15 protein-coding genes and 1 pseudogene are annotated in these 18,844 nt (G+C 70.2%); 9 read left to right on the forward strand and 7 right to left on the reverse strand.

Annotated elements, in window-relative coordinates; all coding sequences use genetic code 11:
- Positions 1 to 69: 69 nt before the first annotated feature.
- The 4 genes from HYN04_RS01140 (at position 70) to HYN04_RS01155 (ending at position 6,609) form a co-directional block, all read left to right on the forward strand.
- Complete coding sequence (locus tag HYN04_RS01140; RefSeq protein ID WP_110449058.1) at positions 70 to 1,857, forward strand: cation:proton antiporter domain-containing protein; 1,788 nt, start codon at positions 70 to 72, stop codon at positions 1,855 to 1,857.
- A gap of 140 nt (positions 1,858 to 1,997) precedes the next feature.
- On the forward strand, positions 1,998 to 3,200 hold the full coding sequence (locus tag HYN04_RS13730; protein WP_110449059.1) for an OmpA family protein: 1,203 nt from the start codon (positions 1,998 to 2,000) through the stop codon (positions 3,198 to 3,200).
- 372 nt (positions 3,201 to 3,572) lie between these two features.
- Positions 3,573 to 5,438 carry a ribonucleoside-diphosphate reductase subunit alpha gene (locus tag HYN04_RS01150; RefSeq protein ID WP_110451235.1) on the forward strand — a complete coding sequence of 622 codons (1,866 nt, stop codon included), beginning with the start codon at positions 3,573 to 3,575 and terminating at the stop codon, positions 5,436 to 5,438.
- 127 nt (positions 5,439 to 5,565) lie between these two features.
- The gene (locus tag HYN04_RS01155) at positions 5,566 to 6,609 is read left to right on the forward strand and encodes a ribonucleotide-diphosphate reductase subunit beta (protein ID WP_110449060.1); all 1,044 of its coding nucleotides are present in this window, start codon (positions 5,566 to 5,568) and stop codon (positions 6,607 to 6,609) included.
- Between the two features lie 50 nt (positions 6,610 to 6,659).
- Here the strand turns inward: HYN04_RS01155 and htpX are convergent, their stop codons facing one another.
- Both htpX and HYN04_RS01165 read right to left on the reverse strand, forming a co-directional pair.
- Positions 6,660 to 7,526, reverse strand: a complete 867-nt coding sequence (gene htpX / locus HYN04_RS01160; protein ID WP_110449061.1) for a zinc metalloprotease HtpX — start codon at positions 7,524 to 7,526, stop codon at positions 6,660 to 6,662.
- A gap of 66 nt (positions 7,527 to 7,592) precedes the next feature.
- On the reverse strand, positions 7,593 to 8,843 hold the full coding sequence (locus tag HYN04_RS01165; protein WP_110449062.1) for a dicarboxylate/amino acid:cation symporter: 1,251 nt from the start codon (positions 8,841 to 8,843) through the stop codon (positions 7,593 to 7,595).
- Between the two features lie 110 nt (positions 8,844 to 8,953).
- Between HYN04_RS01165 and HYN04_RS01170 the strand changes: the two genes are divergently transcribed.
- The 3 genes from HYN04_RS01170 (at position 8,954) to HYN04_RS01180 (ending at position 12,583) form a co-directional block, all read left to right on the forward strand.
- Complete coding sequence (locus HYN04_RS01170; RefSeq protein WP_110449063.1) at positions 8,954 to 10,405, forward strand: AMP nucleosidase; 1,452 nt, start codon at positions 8,954 to 8,956, stop codon at positions 10,403 to 10,405.
- Positions 10,406 to 10,468: 63 nt separating this feature from the next.
- A complete protein-coding gene (locus HYN04_RS01175; protein ID WP_110449064.1) occupies positions 10,469 to 11,638 on the forward strand; it encodes a pyridoxal-phosphate-dependent aminotransferase family protein in 1,170 nt (389 codons plus the stop codon).
- Between the two features lie 54 nt (positions 11,639 to 11,692).
- Positions 11,693 to 12,583, forward strand: coding sequence for a dienelactone hydrolase family protein (locus HYN04_RS01180; RefSeq protein ID WP_110449065.1), 891 nt, complete (start codon positions 11,693 to 11,695; stop codon positions 12,581 to 12,583).
- Here the strand turns inward: HYN04_RS01180 and HYN04_RS01185 are convergent.
- The gene (locus HYN04_RS01185; RefSeq protein ID WP_110451236.1) at positions 12,545 to 13,024 is read right to left on the reverse strand and encodes a nucleoside deaminase; all 480 of its coding nucleotides are present in this window, start codon (positions 13,022 to 13,024) and stop codon (positions 12,545 to 12,547) included. The two genes, HYN04_RS01180 and HYN04_RS01185, sit on opposite strands and share 39 nt — an antisense overlap.
- 12 nt (positions 13,025 to 13,036) lie before the next feature.
- Here HYN04_RS01185 and HYN04_RS01190 point away from each other — a divergent pair, with 12 nt between their 5' ends.
- A complete protein-coding gene (locus HYN04_RS01190; RefSeq protein WP_110449066.1) occupies positions 13,037 to 14,308 on the forward strand; it encodes a pseudouridine synthase in 1,272 nt (423 codons plus the stop codon).
- Here the strand turns inward: HYN04_RS01190 and HYN04_RS13625 are convergent.
- Positions 14,259 to 14,993 (reverse strand): annotated as a pseudogene (locus HYN04_RS13625) (enoyl-CoA hydratase/isomerase family protein); the annotation flags it as partial. The gene HYN04_RS01190 and the pseudogene HYN04_RS13625 overlap by 50 nt on opposite strands.
- 38 nt (positions 14,994 to 15,031) lie before the next feature.
- Here HYN04_RS13625 and rsmD point away from each other — a divergent pair.
- Positions 15,032 to 15,601, forward strand: coding sequence for a 16S rRNA (guanine(966)-N(2))-methyltransferase RsmD (rsmD, locus tag HYN04_RS01200; protein WP_110449068.1), 570 nt, complete (start codon positions 15,032 to 15,034; stop codon positions 15,599 to 15,601).
- Positions 15,602 to 15,773: 172 nt separating this feature from the next.
- Here rsmD and HYN04_RS01205 read toward each other — a convergent pair whose 3' ends face one another.
- Genes HYN04_RS01205 through mutL form a run of 3 tightly spaced genes read right to left on the reverse strand, consistent with a single transcriptional unit; the run spans position 15,774 to position 18,788 of the window.
- Entirely contained in the window at positions 15,774 to 16,469 is a 696-nt protein-coding gene (locus HYN04_RS01205; protein ID WP_110449069.1) for a DJ-1/PfpI family protein, read from the reverse strand.
- Positions 16,466 to 16,894: a DUF5360 family protein gene (locus tag HYN04_RS01210; RefSeq protein ID WP_110449070.1), complete on the reverse strand. Its 429-nt coding sequence runs from the start codon at positions 16,892 to 16,894 to the stop codon at positions 16,466 to 16,468. The genes HYN04_RS01205 and HYN04_RS01210 overlap by 4 nt, the downstream gene beginning before the upstream one ends.
- A gap of 10 nt (positions 16,895 to 16,904) precedes the next feature.
- Entirely contained in the window at positions 16,905 to 18,788 is a 1,884-nt protein-coding gene (mutL, locus tag HYN04_RS01215) for a DNA mismatch repair endonuclease MutL (protein WP_110449071.1), read from the reverse strand.
- Between the last annotated feature and the right edge of the window lie 56 nt (positions 18,789 to 18,844).

The raw sequence follows: 18,844 nt of genomic DNA on the forward strand, positions 1-18,844 counted from the left end.
GGATCATCGCCTCGCAGGTCTCGCGCCCCGCCGTCGCATGGGCCATAGTCCGGCAGGACGAGGACGCGCATGGCCCACCCGGCACCCGGAGACTTCAAGGACGTCATCCTGTTCCTGGCGACCGCCGGAGTGGTGGTGCCGCTTTTCCGGCGCTGGCGCATCAGCCCCATCCTCGGCTTCCTGGTGGCCGGGGTGCTCCTCGGGCCCTCCGGCCTCGGGGCTCTTGGCGCCCATGCCCCCTGGGCTGCTGAACTGACCATCAACTCTCCCAAGGAACTCGCCCAGCTGGGAGAGCTGGGCGTCGTCTTCCTGATGTTCATGATCGGGCTGGAGCTGTCCTGGGCCCGCCTCTGGTTGATGCGCCGGTATGTCTTCGGACTGGGCGCCCTGCAGGTCGTGGGCTGCGGCCTCATCGTGGCCCTGACCGCCTATTTCTTCGGCGCCTCGGTTACAGCCTCCGCCGCTGTCGGGGCGGCCATGGCCCTGTCCTCCACGGCGGTGGTCATGCCGATCCTCACCGAGAATCGTCGCCAGCATGTCCAGGCGGGCCGCGTGACCTTCGCCGTCCTGCTGTTCCAGGACCTGGCGGTCGCGCCGATCCTGATCACCCTGGCCATCATGGGCCGGGACCAGGGGCCGGCCCTCTCGCCCGAGGTCCTGGCCAGCTTCGCCCCCGCCGTCCTGGCCGTGGCGGCCCTGGTCGGCTTCGGGCGGTTCCTGCTTCGCCCGATGATGCGGTCTGTCGCCCGGGCCCGCAGCGACGAGCTCTTTATGGCGGCCTGCCTCCTCGTGGTCATCGGGTCCGGGCTGCTGGCCGCTTTCGCGGGGCTTTCCATGGCCCTCGGCGCCTTCGTCGCCGGCCTCCTCCTGGCCGAGACCGAGTTCCGACATGAGGTCGAACAGGTCATCGAGCCCTTCAAGGGACTGCTGCTGGGCCTCTTTTTCCTGGCGGTCGGGATCGGCCTGGATGTCGGCCTGGTCCTTGAGCAGCCCCTGCAGATCGCCGGCGTGACCTTTGGTCTCATGGCCCTGAACTCCGCCCTCATCTTTGGACTCGCCCGCGCCTTCGGCCTGAACTGGAAGGCCGCGGCCGAGACAGCCCTCCTGCTGGCCGCCAGCGGTGAGTTCGCCTTCGTCATCCTGGCGTCGGCCATGGATCTCGGCGTCGTCCCGGAGGCCCTTGGGCAGAGCCTCCTGGTGTCGGCCACCCTGTCGATGATGTGCATTCCCCTGCTGGCCGCCCTCGGCCTGAGGATCGCGGGACGGGCGACTTCCGGCGTCAGCGAGGCGCCTCACGCCCCGGGGGCTGCTCCGGACGGGCGCATCCTCCTGGTCGGCTTCGGCCGGGTGGGCCGGCTGGTGGGAGAGATGCTGGACCGCCATGGCCTGCCCTGGTCGGCCATCGACCAGGACGCCTCGGTGGTGGCCAGGGCGCGCAAGTCCGGCCGCAGCCTCTATTTCGGCGACGCCTCCCGTCCCGGGTTCCTGGAGCGATGCGGTCTCGGGTCCGCGCGGGCCCTGGTGATCACCGCCGATGCCGACGGCGATGACGTCGGCGCCGTGGAGACCCTCGTCGCCTCGGTGCGCGACCGGCGACCCGACCTCGCCATCTTCGCCCGGGCCCGGGACAGCGCCCAGGCCCTCCGGCTCTACGAAATGGGGGTCACAGATGCGGTTCCCGAGACGGTGGAGGCCAGCCTCCAGTTGTCGGAGGCTGTCCTCGTCGGGGTTGGAACGCCAGTCGGCCCGGTTATCGCCTCCATCCATGCGCGTCGCGATGAATTCCGCCGGGAACTCAATCAGGGCGAGGGTTTTCTGTCGAAAAGCCGACAAAAGGCGCGTGTTTCGACGTCCTGAGGGTCCCGGAAGGCTTGCGCGCGTCGATTCTGCCGAATACACCTCAGTGTTGCGTCAGCGACACTTCCACCTATTCACTGGCCTGATATAAAGAGCGGATAGCGGTTACGTCTCCGCAGAGGGCAAGAGAGGGCTCTGTTATGAAATTCAAACTCCTGGCTGGAGCGGCTTTGGCCGCTGTGACCATCGCTTCGGGGGCTTCCGCCCGTGAAGTGGGCTGGTACGGCGCCGTTGATCTCGGCTACCACTGGCCCCTGGGCCTGGACATGACGTCCAGCAACAACGCCGCGAACGGCAAGCCCTACGACTGGTCGTTCAACCAGGCCGAGGACTGGACCGGCTTCGCCCGTCTTGGCTATCAGGTCTCCAGCAACTGGCGCGTTGAGCTCGAGGGCGGCTACCGCCCCGGCGACATCGAGTCCGTCCGCGGCGGCGCCAGCAACGCGATCGTGGGTCTCTGCACCCCCGGCGTGGTCCGCACCGCGGCCGCCCCGAACTGCGGCTCGCCCAGCGGCGACCTGAAGTCGATCACCGTGATGGGCAATGTCATCTATGACATCCTGCCGGACTCGGCCCTGAACCCCTTCATCGGCGCGGGCATCGGCATCAACAACGTCAAGGCCGACGCCATCGTCGGTCAGTTCTCGACCATCACCCCGGTGGGTCCGGCCGCTACGGCCGCCAACCCCGCCTGGCAGAACCTGACGGTTGACGACGACGACACCGCCTTCGCCTGGCAGGGCATCGCCGGCGTGGCTTGGGCGGTCACCGACCGTCTGGACGTCGACCTGACCTACCGCTACCTCAGCGGCTCGGACCTGACCTTCGCGTCCAAGGGCAGCCATGCCCTGCAGCCCGGCGCCTTCGCCGGCGCGTATGAGGACCAGTCCCTGACCCTGGGCCTGCGTTACTCCTTCGCTCCGCCGCCGCCGCCGCCGCCGCCGCCTCCCCCGCCGCCGCCGCCTCCGCCTCCCCCGCCGCCGCCGCCTCCGCCGCCGCCGGCCTACGAGGCGAAGCAGTTCGTGGTCTACTTCCCGTTCGACCAGTCGGTCCTGACGCCGGAAGCCCAGACCATCGTCACCGAGGCGGCTGAGTACGCCAAGGCTGGCAACGCGACCCGCGTGATCGTGGTCGGCCACACCGACTCGTCCGGTTCGCCGGCTTACAACGTCCGCCTCTCCGAGCGCCGGGCCAAGGCCGTCGCCGACGCTCTCGTCGGCCAGGGCGTGGGCCAGCAGCTGATGCAGGTGGACTGGAAGGGTGAAACCCAACTCGCGGTCGCCACCGGCGACGGCGTGAAGGAGCCCCTGAACCGCCGCTCGACGATCGACATCAACTTCTGATTTCGATCGCAGGCGGCAACGCCTGGGAAATACGGGGGCCCGGTCGCAAGACCGGGCCCCTTTTCCGTGTCCGGGACTGGATTCCGGCGGGCCTGCCGGAACTTGCGCCACAGGGTCCCAACCTGTTCACAGTCTCGTGAATCGACGCTGGGCGCTCTGCCGAAACTCCAGCATGTTCAAGCGTCAAGCCCGCTGTTAACCTCTCGTTAGCAAAAAACTCCCGGGGACAACCCGCCCGCCCCGTTGACGAGTCATTAGGGTCATGGCCCCATGATGTTGCGTAGTCGGGCGGGGCGCCCACTAGATATAGACATTTGAATATGCCGCCTGGGACATGTGTCCTTGCGGCGGCGAGGATTGCGGGTGCAGGGCATGAGCGGTGGTGAAGCAGTCAGGCTGACGGTCGAGGCAAAGGCCGAGGCCGCGCCGGAACGACTGGAGCGTCCCCAGCTTCAGCTGGTCCGGAAGGTCCAGGTGGACCGTTCCCGCGACGCCCTCCTGACCGATTTCGGCAAGACCACCCTGGAGGACCGCTATCTCCTCCCGGGCGAGTCCTACCAGGACATGTTCGCCCGCGTGGCGACGGCCTACGCTGACGACGCCGAACACGCCCAGCGGGTCTACGACTACATCTCCCGTCTCTGGTTCATGCCGGCGACCCCGGTCCTGTCCAATGGCGGTGCGGACCGCGGCCTGCCCATTTCCTGCTTCCTGAACGCCGTGAACGACTCCCTCGACGGCATCCAGGGCGTCTGGAACGAGAACGTCGCCCTGGCCTCAAATGGCGGCGGCATCGGCACCTACTGGGGCGGCGTCCGCTCCATCGGCGAGAAGGTCAAGGGCGCCGGCCAGACCAGCGGCATCATCCCCTTCATCCGGGTCATGGACAGCCTGACCCTGGCCATCAGCCAGGGCTCCCTGCGCCGCGGATCCGCGGCGGTCTATCTCGACATCCACCATCCGGAGATCGAGGAGTTCCTCGAGATCCGCAAGCCGTCGGGCGACTTCAACCGCAAGTCCCTGAACCTGCACCACGGCATCTCCATCACGGACGAGTTCATGGAGGCGGTCCGGGACGGGGCGCCCTTCGGCCTGCGCTCGCCCAAGACCGGTGAGGTCATCCGCGAGGTCGACGCCCGCAGCCTCTGGCAGAAGATCCTCGAGATCCGCCTGCAGACGGGCGAGCCCTACCTGATCTTCTCCGACGCCGTGAACCGCTCCATGCCCCAGCACCAGAGGGACCTGGGCCTGGCCGTGCGCCAGTCCAACCTCTGCTCGGAGATCATGCTGCACACCGGCCTCGACCACCTGGGCAAGGAGCGCACGGCGGTGTGCTGCCTGTCCTCGGTGAATGCCGAGACCTTCCTGGAGTGGCGCGATCACCCGACCTTCATCGAGGACGTCATGCGTTTCCTCGACAACGTGCTCGAGGACTTCATCACCCGGGCGCCCTCCAGCATGGCGAACGCCATCTACGCCGCCCGGCGCGAGCGGTCGGTGGGCCTGGGCCTGATGGGCTTCCATTCCTTCCTGCAGATGCAGAACGTTCCCTTCGAGTCCGCCATGGCCAAGTCCTGGAACATGCGGCTCTTCAAGCACCTGCGCCGCCAGTGCGACGCCGCCTCGCGGGTCCTGGCCGCCGAGCGCGGGCCCTGCCCGGACGCCGCCGAGCGCGGGGTCATGGAGCGCTTCTCGCACAAGCTGGCCATTGCCCCGACCGCCTCGATCTCGATCATCTGCGGCGGGACCAGTGCGGGGATCGAGCCGATCCCGGCCAACATCTACACCCACAAGACCCTGTCGGGGACCTTCGCGGTCCGGAACCCTTACCTTGAGCGCCTCCTGGAGGCCCGGGGCCAGAATATCCCGTCGGTCTGGGACTCCATCCTCGAGAACGAGGGCTCGGTGCAGCACCTCGATTGCCTGACCCAGGATGAGAAGGACGTCTACAAGACCGCCTTCGAGCTCGACCAGCGCTGGGTGATCGAGCTGGCCGCCGACCGGACGCCGGACATCTGCCAGTCCCAGTCGGTGAACATCTTCCTGCCGGGAGACGTCGACAAGTGGGACCTCCACATGCTGCACTGGTCGGCCTGGGAGCAGGGGTGCAAGTCGCTCTACTACCTGCGTTCCAAGTCGGTGCAGAGGGCGGCCCACGCCGGCGCCGAAGCCGTCGCCAGCATCGCGCTGGTCGAGGAAGGGCGTACCGACTACGAGGAATGCCTGGCCTGCCAGTAGGCGGGCTGTCCCCAGGCCATTCACAACATGTTGGGTCCAAAGGTGCGACACCCCCTAGATATCGGGGGCGACCCGTGTCTAGATCGGGCCCTGAACCAATGAGTTCCACCGCGTTTCCGAGGAGAGCCTGACCGTGCCCGCCAAGTCCGCCCTGCCTGGCCTGCTCACGCCGTCCTACGCCTACAAGCCCTTCCGCTATCCCTGGGCCTATGAGTTCTGGAAGCGCCAGCAGCAGGTCCACTGGATGCCCGAGGAAGTGCCCCTCGGCGAGGACCTCAAGGACTGGGCCGCCAAGCTCAACGACCGCGAGCGGAACCTGCTGACCCAGATCTTCCGCTTCTTCACCCAGTCGGACGTCGAGGTGAACGACAACTACATGGAGCGCTACTCGCGCGTCTTCCGTCCGACCGAGATCAAGATGATGCTGGCCTCGTTCTCCAACATGGAGACGATCCACATCGCCGCCTACGCCCTGCTGCTCGAGACCATCGGCATGCCCGATTCCGAGTTCACGGCCTTCCTGGAGTTCCAGGAGCTGAAGGCCAAGCACGACTATATGCAGCAGTTCGGGGTCGACACCGAGGCCGACATCGCCCGGACCCTGGCCATGTTCGGCGCCTTCACCGAGGGGCTCCAGCTGTTCGCCAGCTTCGCCATGCTGATGAACTTCCCCCGCCACAACAAGATGAAGGGCATGGGGCAGATCGTGTCCTGGTCGGTGCGCGACGAGAGCCTACACTGCGAGGGCATCATCAAGCTCTACCATGCCTTCAACCAGGAGACCGGGGCGGTCACGCCGGCCGTGGCCGACGACATCGTCGACTGCTGCAAGACCGTGGTCAGCCTGGAAGACAAGTTCATCGACCTGGCCTTCTCCGCCGGCGAGGTCCAGGGCATGACCCCGGAGGACATCAAGGCCTACATCCGCTTCATCGCGGACTGGCGCCTGCGCCAGCTGGCCCTGCCGGAGGTCTACGGGGTGAAGGAAAATCCCCTGCCCTGGCTGCAGTCCATGCTGTCCGGCGTCGAGCACGCCAACTTCTTCGAGGCGCGCTCCACCGAGTATTCCAAAGCCGCCACCCGCGGCCAGTGGCATGGGGACGCCGGGGTCTGGACCGAGTTCGACCGCCTCATGTCGCGCCGGACGGCGCCCGCCGAACCGGCCGAGTAGCCCGGCCGCCCGACCTCAGGCCCCAATCCGTTCCAGAGTCAGGCCCAAAATCAGGCCCGGGTCTGGTCTGACAAGTCCATCAGGGCCGCCACGCGGTTGGCGGTCGACGGGTGGGTCGAGAACAGGTTGTCCATCCCCTGGCCCGAGAGCGGGTTGATGATGAACATGTGGCTGGTCGCCGGATTGGCCTCGGCGTCGGGGTTGGGCACCCCGCGGGCGTAGGCCTCGATCTTCCGAAGGGCGCTGGCCAGGGCCTCGGGGTCTCCCGAGATCTCGGCGCCGCCCCGGTCGGCCTCGTACTCGCGGCTGCGGCTGATGGCCATCTGGACCAGGGCTGCGGCGATGGGCGCCAGGATCATGACCATCAGGCCCAGGAGGCCGCCGCCCCGCCGCTCACCATTGCTCGAGGCGCCGCTGAAGGCGGCGAGATTGGCCAGGGTGGAGATGGCGCCGGCGATGGTCGCCGTCACGGTCATGGTCAGGGTGTCGCGGTGCTTCACGTGCGCGAGCTCGTGCGCCATCACGCCGCGGATCTCCCGGCGATCCAGCATGCGGAGCAGGCCCCGGGTCGCGGCGACCGCGGCGTGGTCGGGATTGCGGCCGGTCGCAAACGCATTCGGCTGGTCCTGGTCGATGATGTAGATCTTGGGCAGCGGCATCTGCGCCCGCCCAGCGAGTTCGATCACGTCGGAGGCGTAGTTCCGGACCAGGGGGTCGGGATGCGAGGCGTCCACCGCCTGGGCCCGGTACATCTTCAGGACGATCTTGTCCGAGTTCCAGTAGCTGAAGGCGTTCATCGCCACGGCAAGGCCAAAGGCGATGATCATGCCGTTCGGGCCGCCCATGCTGTAGCCAATCCCCACGAAGATGGCCGTCAGGGCGGCCAGCAGGGTGAAGGTGCGAAGGGTGTTGCGCATCGGGTTCCGCCAGAAGTTGTTGTCTCAGAGATATAGGCCGGGCGCCGGCTGCGGGAAAGACCGGCCTCAGGCGGGCCGGGCCTCCGCCGCCTCCGGATCCTCGATCTGGTTCTCCCACTTCGCCACGACGGCGCTGGCCACGGAGTTGCCGACCACGTTGGTGGCCGAGCGCCCCATGTCCAGCAGCTGGTCCACGGCCAGGATGATGCCGATCCCCGCCTCGGGCAGTCCGAAATAGGCCAGGGTGGCGGCGATCACGACGATGGAAGCCTTGGGTACGCCGGCCATGCCCTTCGACGTCACCATCAGCAGGCCCAGCATGGTGATCTGCTGCATCAGCGTCAGCTCGATCCCGTAGATCTGGGCGATGAACAGGGTGGCGAAGGTGCAGTACATCATCGACCCGTCCAGGTTGAACGAGTAGCCGAGCGGCAGGACGAAGCTGGCCACCTTGCGGGAGACGCCGAACTTCTGGAGGGCGGCCAGGGTGCCGGGATAGGCCGCCTCGGACGAAGCGGTCGAGAAGGCCAGCAGCATGGGCTCGCGGATGCCGGCGATCAGCTTCAGCCCTTTCAGGCCCACGATCAGGATCAGGGCGGCCAGGAGCAGGGTCCAGAGCACGCCCAGCGACAGGTAGAACCCGCCGACGAACTTGGCGTAGGCCCCCAGGATATCCAGGCCCTTGGTGGCGATGACCGAGGCCAGAGAGGCGAAGATGGCCGCGGGGGACACCAGCATGACGTATCCGGTGACCTTCAGCATGATCGCCGAGACCTGCTCCACCAGGTTCAGCACCGCAGGCGCACGGTCGTCGATGGAGGCCACCGCCGTGCCGATGAACAGCGAGAAGATCACGATGGGCAGGATCTCGTTGTTGGCCATGGCCTTGATGATGGAATCCGGCACCAGGTGAGTGGTCAGGAACTCCTTGAGGGTCAGCTTGGCCGCTGGCGCGACCGCCCGGTCCGCGAGGGCGGTCGGGTCCAGGGCCATTCCGGCCCCGGGCTGGATCAGGTGCACCATCAGGAGGCCCACCGTCAGGGAGACGATGGAGGCCAGCAGGAACCAGGCGATGGACTTGACCCCCACCCGGCCCACGGCCGCGGCGTCCTCCATGTGGGCGATGCCCGCCACCAGGGTCGCAAAGACCAGGGGGGCGATGATCATCTTGATCATGCGCAGGAAGATGGTGGTGATGACCGACAGGCCTTCGGCGAAGGACGCCGCCTGTTCCACCGACATGAAGGTGTGGGCGGCCCATCCGGCCAGCACGCCCAGGACCATCGAGGCGATGACGAAGATATTGAACAGGCGCATGACGTCTCCAGGGATCCGATCGACCCTTCTTGTGGCCAAGAACGGCGTCGCCGTCCATCCCGGGGCGGACCCCCTCTCGGAATCCCTGCGTCCCCGCGCTATCATGCGGCATGAAGGAACACGTCCAAGCCGAACGAATCTGCGATCAGCTGGAGGCTGAATACGCGGCCTCCGTCACCACCCTGCGCAACGCCCTGAGGGATTTCCTTGCCGGCGGCGCCCCGCCGGATCCGGCCCTGAGGGCCTCCGGGGCCTTCGCCTATCCCAGCCTCAGGCTCGAGTGGCCCCCCGGCCGGGACTATCCGCGTCTGGCCCGGGCCTATGCCCGCCTTGGCGCCCCGGGCGCCTATGAGACCACCGTCACCCGGCCCAGCCACTTCCGCGACTTCCTGGTCGAGCAGCTGTCCCTGCTCATGGCCGACTTCGACGTGACGGTCAGCGTCGGGCGCTCCACCCAGGAGATTCCCTTCGCCTACGTGCTCGACGCCTCGGTGGACCTTGCCCAGGCCGACGTCGGGGCGGCGGAAATCGCCCGGCACTTTCCCAGCACCGAGCTCGCGCACATCGGCGACGAGGTGGCGGATGGACTCTGGGTCTCGCCCTCCGAGGCGCCACGGCCCCTGGCCCTCTTCGACGGCCTGCGCACCGATTTCTCCCTGGCCCGGCTGACCCACTACACCGGGACCCCGGCCGAGCACGTCCAGTCCTATGTCCTCTTCACCAACTATCATCGCTACGTCGACGAGTTCGTGCGCTGGTCCTGCGAGCGGCTCCGGTCAGACGAGGGCTACACCGCCCTGTCCACCGCCGGCGGCGTCCTCGTCACCCGCGACACCCCTGATCCCGAGCAGGTCGTGGCCGACGCCCCCTGGCGGCGTCACCAGATGCCGGCCTATCACCTCATGGCGCCGGGCCGCCGGGGCATCACCCTGGTCAACATCGGCGTCGGCCCGTCCAACGCCAAGACCATCACCGACCACCTGGCCGTGCTTCGTCCCCAGGCCTGGCTGATGATCGGCCATTGCGGCGGCCTCAGGGGCTCCCAGACCATCGGCGACTATGTCCTGGCCCACGCCTACCTGCGCGACGACCACGTCCTGGACGACGTCCTGCCGCCGGAGATCCCCATCCCGCCCATCGCCGAGGTCCAGGTCGCCCTGGGCCGGGCCGCCGAAATCGTCACGGGCGAGAGCGGAGAGGCCCTGAAGCGCCGGCTCCGCACGGGCACGGTGGTGACCACCGACGACCGTAACTGGGAGCTGCGCTATTCCTCCAGCGCCCTCCGGTTCAACCAGTCCCGGGCCGTGGCTATCGACATGGAAAGCGCCACCATCGCCGCCCAGGGCTACAGGTTCCGGGTGCCCTACGGCACCCTCCTGTGCGTCTCCGACAAGCCCCTGCACGGCGAGATCAAGCTGCCCGGCCAGGCCAACGCCTTCTACGACCGGGCGATCGGCCAGCACCTGCAGATCGGCCTCGCCTGCGTGGACCTGCTGCGCCGCGAGGGGGCCGGCCTGCACTCGCGAAAGCTGCGCAGCTTCGACGAGCCGCCCTTCCGCTGATTGCGGGTGCTGACATGGGGCCGCGCTTCCCCTAAGCGTCGGTCGCCGAACAGGGAGGGCGACATGCAGAGCTTCCAGCCGCCGAGGCGCATCCTCATGGGGCCGGGCCCCTCCGACGTCAGCCCGCGGGTGCTCGCGGCCCTGGCCCGCCCGACAGTCGGCCACCTGGACCCCGCCTTCCAGGACCTGATGGAAGAGATCAAGGCCGCCCTGGCGCGCCTCTTCAACGCCCCGGGCCATGCCTGTGTCCCCCTGCCGGCGCCCGGCACGGCGGGCATGGAGGCGGCGCTCATGAACCTGCTGGAGCCGGGGGACCGGGCGGTCATCGCCGTCAACGGGGTCTTCGGCGGCCGCATGGTCGACATGGCCGGCCGCGCCGGCGCCGAGGTGGTGCGGGTCGACGCCCCCTGGGGCCAGCCCGTCGATGTCGCCGCCGTCGAGGCCGCCCTCGCCTCGGGCCCGGCCAAGGTCCTGGCCTTTGTCCATGCCGAAACGTCCACCGGCGTGCGCTCCGACGCCGCCGCCCTCTGCGCCCTGGCCCGTCGCCACGGCGCCCTTTCCATCGTCGACTGCGTCACCTCCCTGGGCGGGGTTCCGGTCGATGCGGCGGCCTGGGACGCCGACGTCCTCTACTCGGGCACCCAGAAGTGCCTCTCGGCGCCCCCCGGACTGTCCCCGGTGGCCTTCTCCCCCCGGGCCCTTGAGGCCGTAGCCGCCCGGAAGAGCCCGGTCCGGAACTGGCTCCTCGATGTCAGCCTGCTCATGAGCTACTGGGGCGGCGAGGGCGGCCGCACCTATCACCACACCGCCCCGATCAACGCCCTCTACGGCCTGCACGAATCCCTCGTGGCCCTGTTCGAGGAGGGCCAGCAGGCCGTCTTCGTCCGCCACGCCCGGATGCATGAGGCCCTGGTCGCCGGCCTGGAGGCCCTTGGCCTGGAGATGCTGGTCGCCCCGGAACACCGCCTTCCCCAGCTCAATACCGTCCGGATCCCCGAGGGTGTCGACGAGGCCGCCGTCCGCGCCCGCATGCTCGAGCGCTGGGACCTGGAGATCGGCGCCGGCCTCGGGCCCCTGAAGGGCCAGGTCTGGCGGATCGGCCTCATGGGCGCCTCCGCCTCCCCCTGGCACGTCCGGCTCTGCCTGACCGCCCTGGCCGACGCCCTGTCAGCCCAGGGCCGGGAGGTCGACCTCGACGCCGCCCTGGCCGCCGCCTCCGAGCGACTGGGCTGACAGGCGGCCCGGGCGGGCGCATAGTCCTTGTCCACATCGGGTCAGGAGCTCGCCATGTCCGAAGACACGTCTTCCCGGGAAACCCGCCCCACGACGCCTGAAGCCGGCGGCCTGTCCCGGCGCGACCTCGGCGTCCTCGCCGCCGGCGCCGCCGTGGCGGTCTCCAGCTCCGCGGAGGGTGCGCCCCTTAAGGTCATGGAGATGGACGTTGACGTCCAGACGTCGGACGGGACCTGCGACGCCGTCTTTGTCCATCCCATGGGCAAGGCGCCCGCGGGCGGCTGGCCGGCGGTCCTCATCTGGACCGACATCATGGGCCTGCGTCCCGTCTTCCGCGACATGGCCAAGCGCCTGTCCGCCGAGGGCTACGCCGTCCTCGCCCCCAACCCCTTCTACCGCAAGGGGCGCGCGCCCCTGCCGGCCGGGCCTGTGAACTGGGCCGATCCCGCCGACCGGGCGAAGCTGATGGAGCTGAGGTCCACCCTCACCGCCGAGGCCACGGCCCGCGACGCCATCGCCTGCTTCGCCTGGCTGGACGGCCAGTCCCTGGTCGACCAGGGCAAGGGCGCGGGGGTGCAGGGCTACTGCATGGGCGGCCCCATGGCCTTCCAGGCCGCCGGCGCCCTGCCGGACCGGATCGCCGCCGTCGGTTCCTTCCATGGCGGGGGCCTGGTCACCGCCGGTCCCGACAGCCCGCACAAGCTGATTCCCCGCACCCGGGCGGATTACCTCGTCGCCATCGCCGAGAATGACGACCAGAAGGAGCCCCAGGCCAAGGACGCCCTGCGCGCCGCCTTCAAGGCCGCCGGCCGGCCTGCCGAGGTCGAGGTCTACGCCGGCGCCCAGCACGGCTGGTGCGTGCCCGGATCGGCTGTCTACAACCCCGAAGCCGCCGAGCGCGCCTGGTCAGCCCTCCTCGCTCTCTACCGCCGTCGCCTCACCTGAGCGGCGGCCGCGCCGGGCGCGGAAGAAAACCTTCAGCAGTCCTGCGGCCTCCGTCGAAAGGACGCCGGCTGACACCTCCGGTCGCCAGTGGCAGGTGGGCTGGTCAAACACCCGCGCCCCGTGCGCCACGCCGCCGCCCTTTGGGTCGTCGGCGCCGAACACCACCCGTCCGATCCGGGCGTGGCTGATCGCCCCGGCGCACATGGGGCAGGGCTCCAGGGTCACGTAGAGCGTCAGGCCGGTCAGCCGGTAGTTGCCCCGTTTCAGGGCGGCCGCCCTCAGGGCGCGGATCTCGGCGTGGGCCGTGGGATCGCAGTCGCCAATGGGGGCGTTGCCCGCCGCCGCGACGACCTCGCCGGTGGCCGGATCGACCACGACGGCGCCCACGGGGGTCTCCCCCCGGTCCGCGGCGGCTTGCGCCTCGGCCAGCGCAATGCGCATGTAGTCCGGATCATGGTCCACGATCCGTTACGAACCCCTGGCGGCGACGAAGGTCAATCCCCGGAGGGCGGCGGCGAGCGCATCGCCAAGGCCCTGGCCCGCGCCGGGGTCGCTTCGCGCCGCGAGGTCGAGCGCCTGATCGCCGAGGGCCGGGTCGCCATCAATGGCCGGACCCTGGCGACCCCGGCCGTCCGGATCGAGGCTGGCGACATCCTGACCGTCGACGGCGAGGTGGTGGGCGACGCCGAACCCGTCCGCCTGTTCCGCTACCACAAGCCCTCGGGCCTCGTGACCTCCCACAAGGATCCCCAGGGCCGCCCGACCGTCTTCCAGGCCCTGCCGCCCGGCCTGCCCCGCCTGATCTCTGTGGGCCGCCTCGACCTCGCCACCGAAGGCCTCCTGCTCCTGACCAATGACGGGGGCCTGGCCCGCGCCCTGGAGCTTCCGTCCACGGGGCTCGTCCGGCGCTACCGGGCCCGCGCCTTTGGCCGCATCACCCAGGACCGTCTCGACGCCCTGAAGTCCGGCGTCACGGTGGACGGGGTCCGCTACGGCCCCATCGAGGCGATGATCGACAAGGCGCGAGACGGCGCCTCCGGCGCCAACCTCTGGATCAGCGTCACCCTCTCCGAGGGCAAGAACCGCGAGGTCCGCAAGGTGCTGGAGTCGGTGGGCCTGAAGGTCAACCGACTGATCCGCCTGGCCTATGGCCCCTTCGCCCTCTCCACCCTGCCGCCGGGCGAGATCGAGGAGGTCGGCCCGCGGGTGATCCGCGAGCTCTTCAGTGATCTCATCCCGCCCGAGGACCTGCCCAAGGGCGACAAGCCGAAGTGGAGCCGCCGGGCGCCGGTGTCCGAGAAGCGACGGGAGGGCGCCGGCGAGGCTGTAGTGTCCGCCGAGGCTCCCGAGACCCGCGGTCGCCCGGCCTACAAGGCCGGCTGGGCGCGGCCCAAGCCCAAGCCGCCAGGCGGGCGCCCGCCCCCGAAACCTGGATCCCGCAAGCCCGAGTCCCGCAAGCCCGAGTCCCGCAAACCCGAGTCCCGCAAACCCGAGTCCCGCAAACCCGGGTCCCGCAAGGTGGACGCCGAACGGGCCGGCAAGACCGACATCAGCCGGCCGCCGGCGGCGGGCAAGGCGCGCCCGGTCAAACCTTCTGGATCTCCGCCGGCTGGCGGGCGGCCTCCAGGGCCGCGCGGGCCGAATCGGTCCGCATCACCTCCAGGAAGGCCCGGCGCTCCTCGGAAAGGCCCTCCGAAAGGGGGCGGTCGAGGGCCGCGCGGGTAAGCCGCTTGGCGGCGGCTATGCCCTCGGCCCCGCGTCCCTCCCATTCCCGGGCCATCTCCAGGGCGCGGGCCAGGGGGTCGGCGGCGAGTTCGTGCACCAGGCCGATGGCGTGGGCCTCGGCCCCGGTGAAGGTCAGGCCGCGCAGGACGATCTCCAGGGCCTTGGCCTCGCCCACCACCCTCGGCAGGCGCTGGGTGCCGCCTCCGCCCGGGAAGATGCCGATCCGGGTCTCGGGCAGGCCGATCGATTCCGCCTCCGGGGTCGAGATGCGCAGGTCGCAGGCCAGGGCCAGCTCGAAGCCGCCGCCCTGGCACAGCCCGTTGATGGCCGCAACCACCGGCTTGTCCGCCGCCGCGATGATGTCCGTCAGCTCCAGGAAGCCAGGCGCCGGCGGAGGCGCATCAGCGCGCGGCGGCGAGGGCGGCGGGCCGTCCTGCAGCCGTGCGCTCATGTCCGCCAGTTCGTCCACGTCGTAGTGCCGGATGAAGATGCCGGGCACGCCCCCGGTCAGGATCAGGCAGCGTACGGACGGATCGTCGAGGGCCGCCTTGGCCTCGGCGTACATCTGCCGGGCGCCGGGCGCTGTCATGGTGCCCCACGGCGGGTTGGCGTAGGTCAGCACGACCGCCGCCCCCTTGCTTTCACGGGTGACCAGGCTCATCAGGACCTCCCTGTCCGTCTCCATCCCGCCGCCACTCTAGACCCGACCAAGGCCCGCCCGCCATGCGCATTGTTTCCGGCGCCCTGAAGGGACGCAGTCTCGCCGCCCCGCCGGGGCAGGGTACAAGGCCCACCTCCGATCGCGCCCGGCAGGCCGTCTTCAATATCCTGGAGCACGCCGCCTGGGCCCCGCCCCTGGCGGACGCCCGTGTCATCGACCTTTTCGCCGGGTCGGGCGCCCTTGGCTTCGAGGCCCTGTCCAGGGGCGCGGCCTTCTGCCTCTTCGTGGAAACCGAGGCCGCCGCCCGGGGCGCCATTCGCGACAACGCCGAGGCCTTCGCCCTTTTCGGCCGGACCCGAATCCACCGCCGCGACGCGACGGACCTGGGGGTGCGTCCTGGCGCCGATGGCCCGGCCTTCACCCTGGCCTTCCTCGACCCGCCCTACGGCCAGGGCCTGGGCGAGACCGCCCTGGCCCGCCTGCGCGATGGCGGCTGGCTGGCCCCCGGCGCCATCGCCGTCCTGGAAACAGGCGCCGCCGAGCCCGCCCCCCAGGCCCCCGGCTACACCCTCCTCGACGCCCGCACATGGGGCGCCGCAAAGGTCTGGTTCCTGCAGCTGGACGGAGACTAGGGAGTGTTCCCGGGGATGCGGAGCCGGAGCAGCGGCGGCTCAGCAGACCCCCTCCGGCCCGGGGCTGCGCCCCGGTCCACCTCCCCCTTGGGGGAGGAATTAGGGAGCCAATTGCTCCCAATCAGGGGGAGCTGTCGGCGAAGCCGACTGAGGGGGTCAACGGCGGCTCGGACTAGCCTCGCCCCAGCCGCGCCGCCGCCTCGCGGGCCTCGGCCTCCCGGCGGGGCATCATGGGCGCCATGCGGGTCTTGTAGGCTTCAAGAATGGCGGCCGGGGCTGTCTCCGGGCGACCGGAATCAAAGGGCGGGGCGGGGGCGTATTCCAGGCCCAGCTGCAGCGTCTTCGCCAGGTTCTCTCCGCCCACCTCCGCCAGAACGGTGAGGGCGAAGTCGATCCCCGCCGTCACGCCGCCGCCGGTGATGACATTGCCGTCGCGCACCACCCGGCCGGGATCCGGGATGGCCCCGAACAGGGGCAGGAGGTGGCGCCAGGCCCAGTGACAGCCGGCGCGCTTGCCGTCCAGCAGGCCCGCCGCACCCAGGATCAGCGATCCGGTGCAGACCGAGGTGACATAGCGCGCAGACAGGCCAAGCCGGCGCACCTGCGCGAGAAACTCTGCATCGAGCGCCGCCGCCGTGGCCTCGGCGCCCCCGGGTACGCAGATGATGTCGCAGGCGGGGATGTCGGCCAGCCGCTCGGTCCGGGCGAAGACCACCCCGCCCTCGGCCTCGATCTCGCCCCCCGCCCGGCTTGCGACGTGGACCTCGGCCCCGGGGATGCGGGTCAGGAACTGGTGCGGACCTGTGAAGTCCAGCTGGGTCAGGCCCGGGAAGAGGGCGAAGACAATGCGAAAGGGGGGACGGCTCATCGGCTCTCCGGGATGCTGCTGTGAGGCCCGGCCCCCAGCAGGCCGGGAAGGAAGGCCAGGGGCCAGAGGACAAGAGCCAGGTTTGGCAGGAACCAGGCGGGGTCGAACTCGCCCCGGATCGCCCAGAAGGCGACGGCCATGCCGCCGGCGGCCATGGTGAAGGCCAGGGACAGGAGGGCCAGGCCCCGCCAACGCGGATCGCCCCTTCGGGCCGCCGCCACCGCCAGGAGGCCGGTGAAGGAGAAGGCCAGGTCCAGGGGGAGGAAGGACCAGTTCCAGGCGAAGACGATGGGGTTGTCGTAGTCGGCGAACATCAGGGATGCCGGCAGGGGGAACAATCCGGCGAGGCTCGCCAGGCTAACGATCCAATACGCCAGGAAAGCCAGGTCTGTGACCAGCAGGGCGAGGCGCAGGTTTCGGCTCATGGCTTGGCTCCTACCTGCGCCCGAACAGGCGCTCGATGTCAGACAGTTTCAGCTCCACCCAGGTGGGACGGCCATGGTTGCACTGGCCGGAATTGGGGGTGGCCTCCATTTCGCGCAGGAGGGCGTCCATCTCCGGGGCGGTCAGGCGGCGGCCGGCGCGGACCGAGCCGTGGCAGGCCAGGGTCGAGCAGACCTCCTGCAGCCGCTCGCGCAGGGACAGGGCCTGGCCCGTCTCGGCCAGGTCGTCGGCGATGTCGCGGATCAGGCCGGGCACGTCGGTCTCGCCCAGCAGGGCCGGGGTCTCGCGCACCAGGATGGCGCCGGGACCGAAGGATTCCACCACCAGGCCCAGGGTCTCGAGCTCCCCGGCCCGGGCCGCGACCCGCTCGGCCTCGGCCGGGTCCAGCTCCACCACCTCGGGCAGGAGCAGGGCCTGGCGGGCCACGCCGCCGGCGTCCAGCTGGGCCTTCATGCGTTCATAGACCAGGCGCTCGTGGGCGGCGTGCTGGTCCACCACCACCAGGCCGTCGCGGGTCTGGGCGATGATGTAGGTGGCGTGGACCTGGGCCCTCGCGGCGCCCAGGGGCTGGTCGAGGGGATCGGGCGCGCCGGGTGCGGGGCCGCGCGGATCGTAGGCGGCGCCGGGCTCCGACAGGCCGGGACCGGGCTCGGCCCGGGCCGACAGGGCCTCCAGGCCGGGCAGGACGGCGCTGCGGCCTGACCCGGGAGCGGGGTTCCAGCCGCCCATCCGCCAGGCGGAAAAGCCTTCCGGCGAGGGGCCTGGCCTCCAGCCCTCAGGACGCCATCCCTCAGGGCGCAATCCCTCAGGACGCAAGGCGGCCAGGGCGGCGTCGGAGTGGGTGCTGGCCGAACGGTGGGCGGCGCCGGCCAGGGCGTGCCTCAGGCCGCCCACCACCAGGCCGCGCACCAGGGCCGGGTCGCGGAACCGCACCTCGGCCTTGGCCGGGTGGACGTTGACGTCCACCGCGTGGGAATCGACCTCCAGGTAGAGGGCCGTCACCGGGTGCCGGTCCCGGGCCAGGAAGTCGGCATAGGCGCCGCGCAGGGCGCCCTGCAGCAGGCGGTCGCGCACCGGCCGGCCGTTGACGAACAGGTGCTGGTGCGAGGCTGTCCCCCGGTTCAGGGTCGGCAGGCCGGCATAGCCCGTCAGGCGCACGCCTTCCCGTTCGTGGTCCACGGCCAGGGCGTTCTCGGCGAAGTCGCGACCCAGGATGGCGGACAGGCGGGCGAGCCGCCCCTCCGGCCCCGGCGCCTCGGCGGGCAGGCGCAGGATGGCGCGGCCGTCGATCTCCAGGCTGAAGGCCACAGCCTCGTGGGCCATGGCCTGGCGCTTCATCTCCTCGGAGATGGCCTGGCTCTCGGCGCGCTCGGACTTCATGAACTTCAGCCGGGCCGGCGTGGCGTAGAACAGGTCCCGCACCTCGACCCGGGCGCCGTGGGGGCCGGGAAAGGCCGCCGGCGCCGGGCGCCCGACCGCGCCGCCCTCCACCGTCAGGCTCCAGGCCTCCGCCGCTCCACGGGCGCGGGAGGTCAGGGTCAGCCGGGCCACCGAGCCGATCGACGGCAGGGCCTCGCCCCGGAAGCCCAGGGTGGCGATGTCCAGGAGGTCGTAGTCGCCGGCCGCATCCGGTGCGAGCTTGGAGGTGGCGTGGCGCTCCACGGCCAGCAGGAGCTCGTCCGGGGTCAGGCCCGCCCCGTCGTCCTCCACCAGGATGCGCGAGAGGCCGCCGCCCTCGACCTGGACGGTGATGCGCCGGGCGCCGGCGTCGAGGGCGTTCTCCACCAGCTCCTTCACGGCGCTGGCCGGGCGTTCGACCACCTCGCCGGCGGCGATGCGGTTGACCGTTTCGGGGGGCAGGCGTCTGATGGTCATGGGGGGCCCTGCGGAAGAGACCATGCTAGCGCGATTCCGGAGCCGCCGTCCGACCG

This window comes from Phenylobacterium parvum (assembly GCF_003150835.1).
GTDB lineage: Bacteria > Pseudomonadota > Alphaproteobacteria > Caulobacterales > Caulobacteraceae > Phenylobacterium > Phenylobacterium parvum.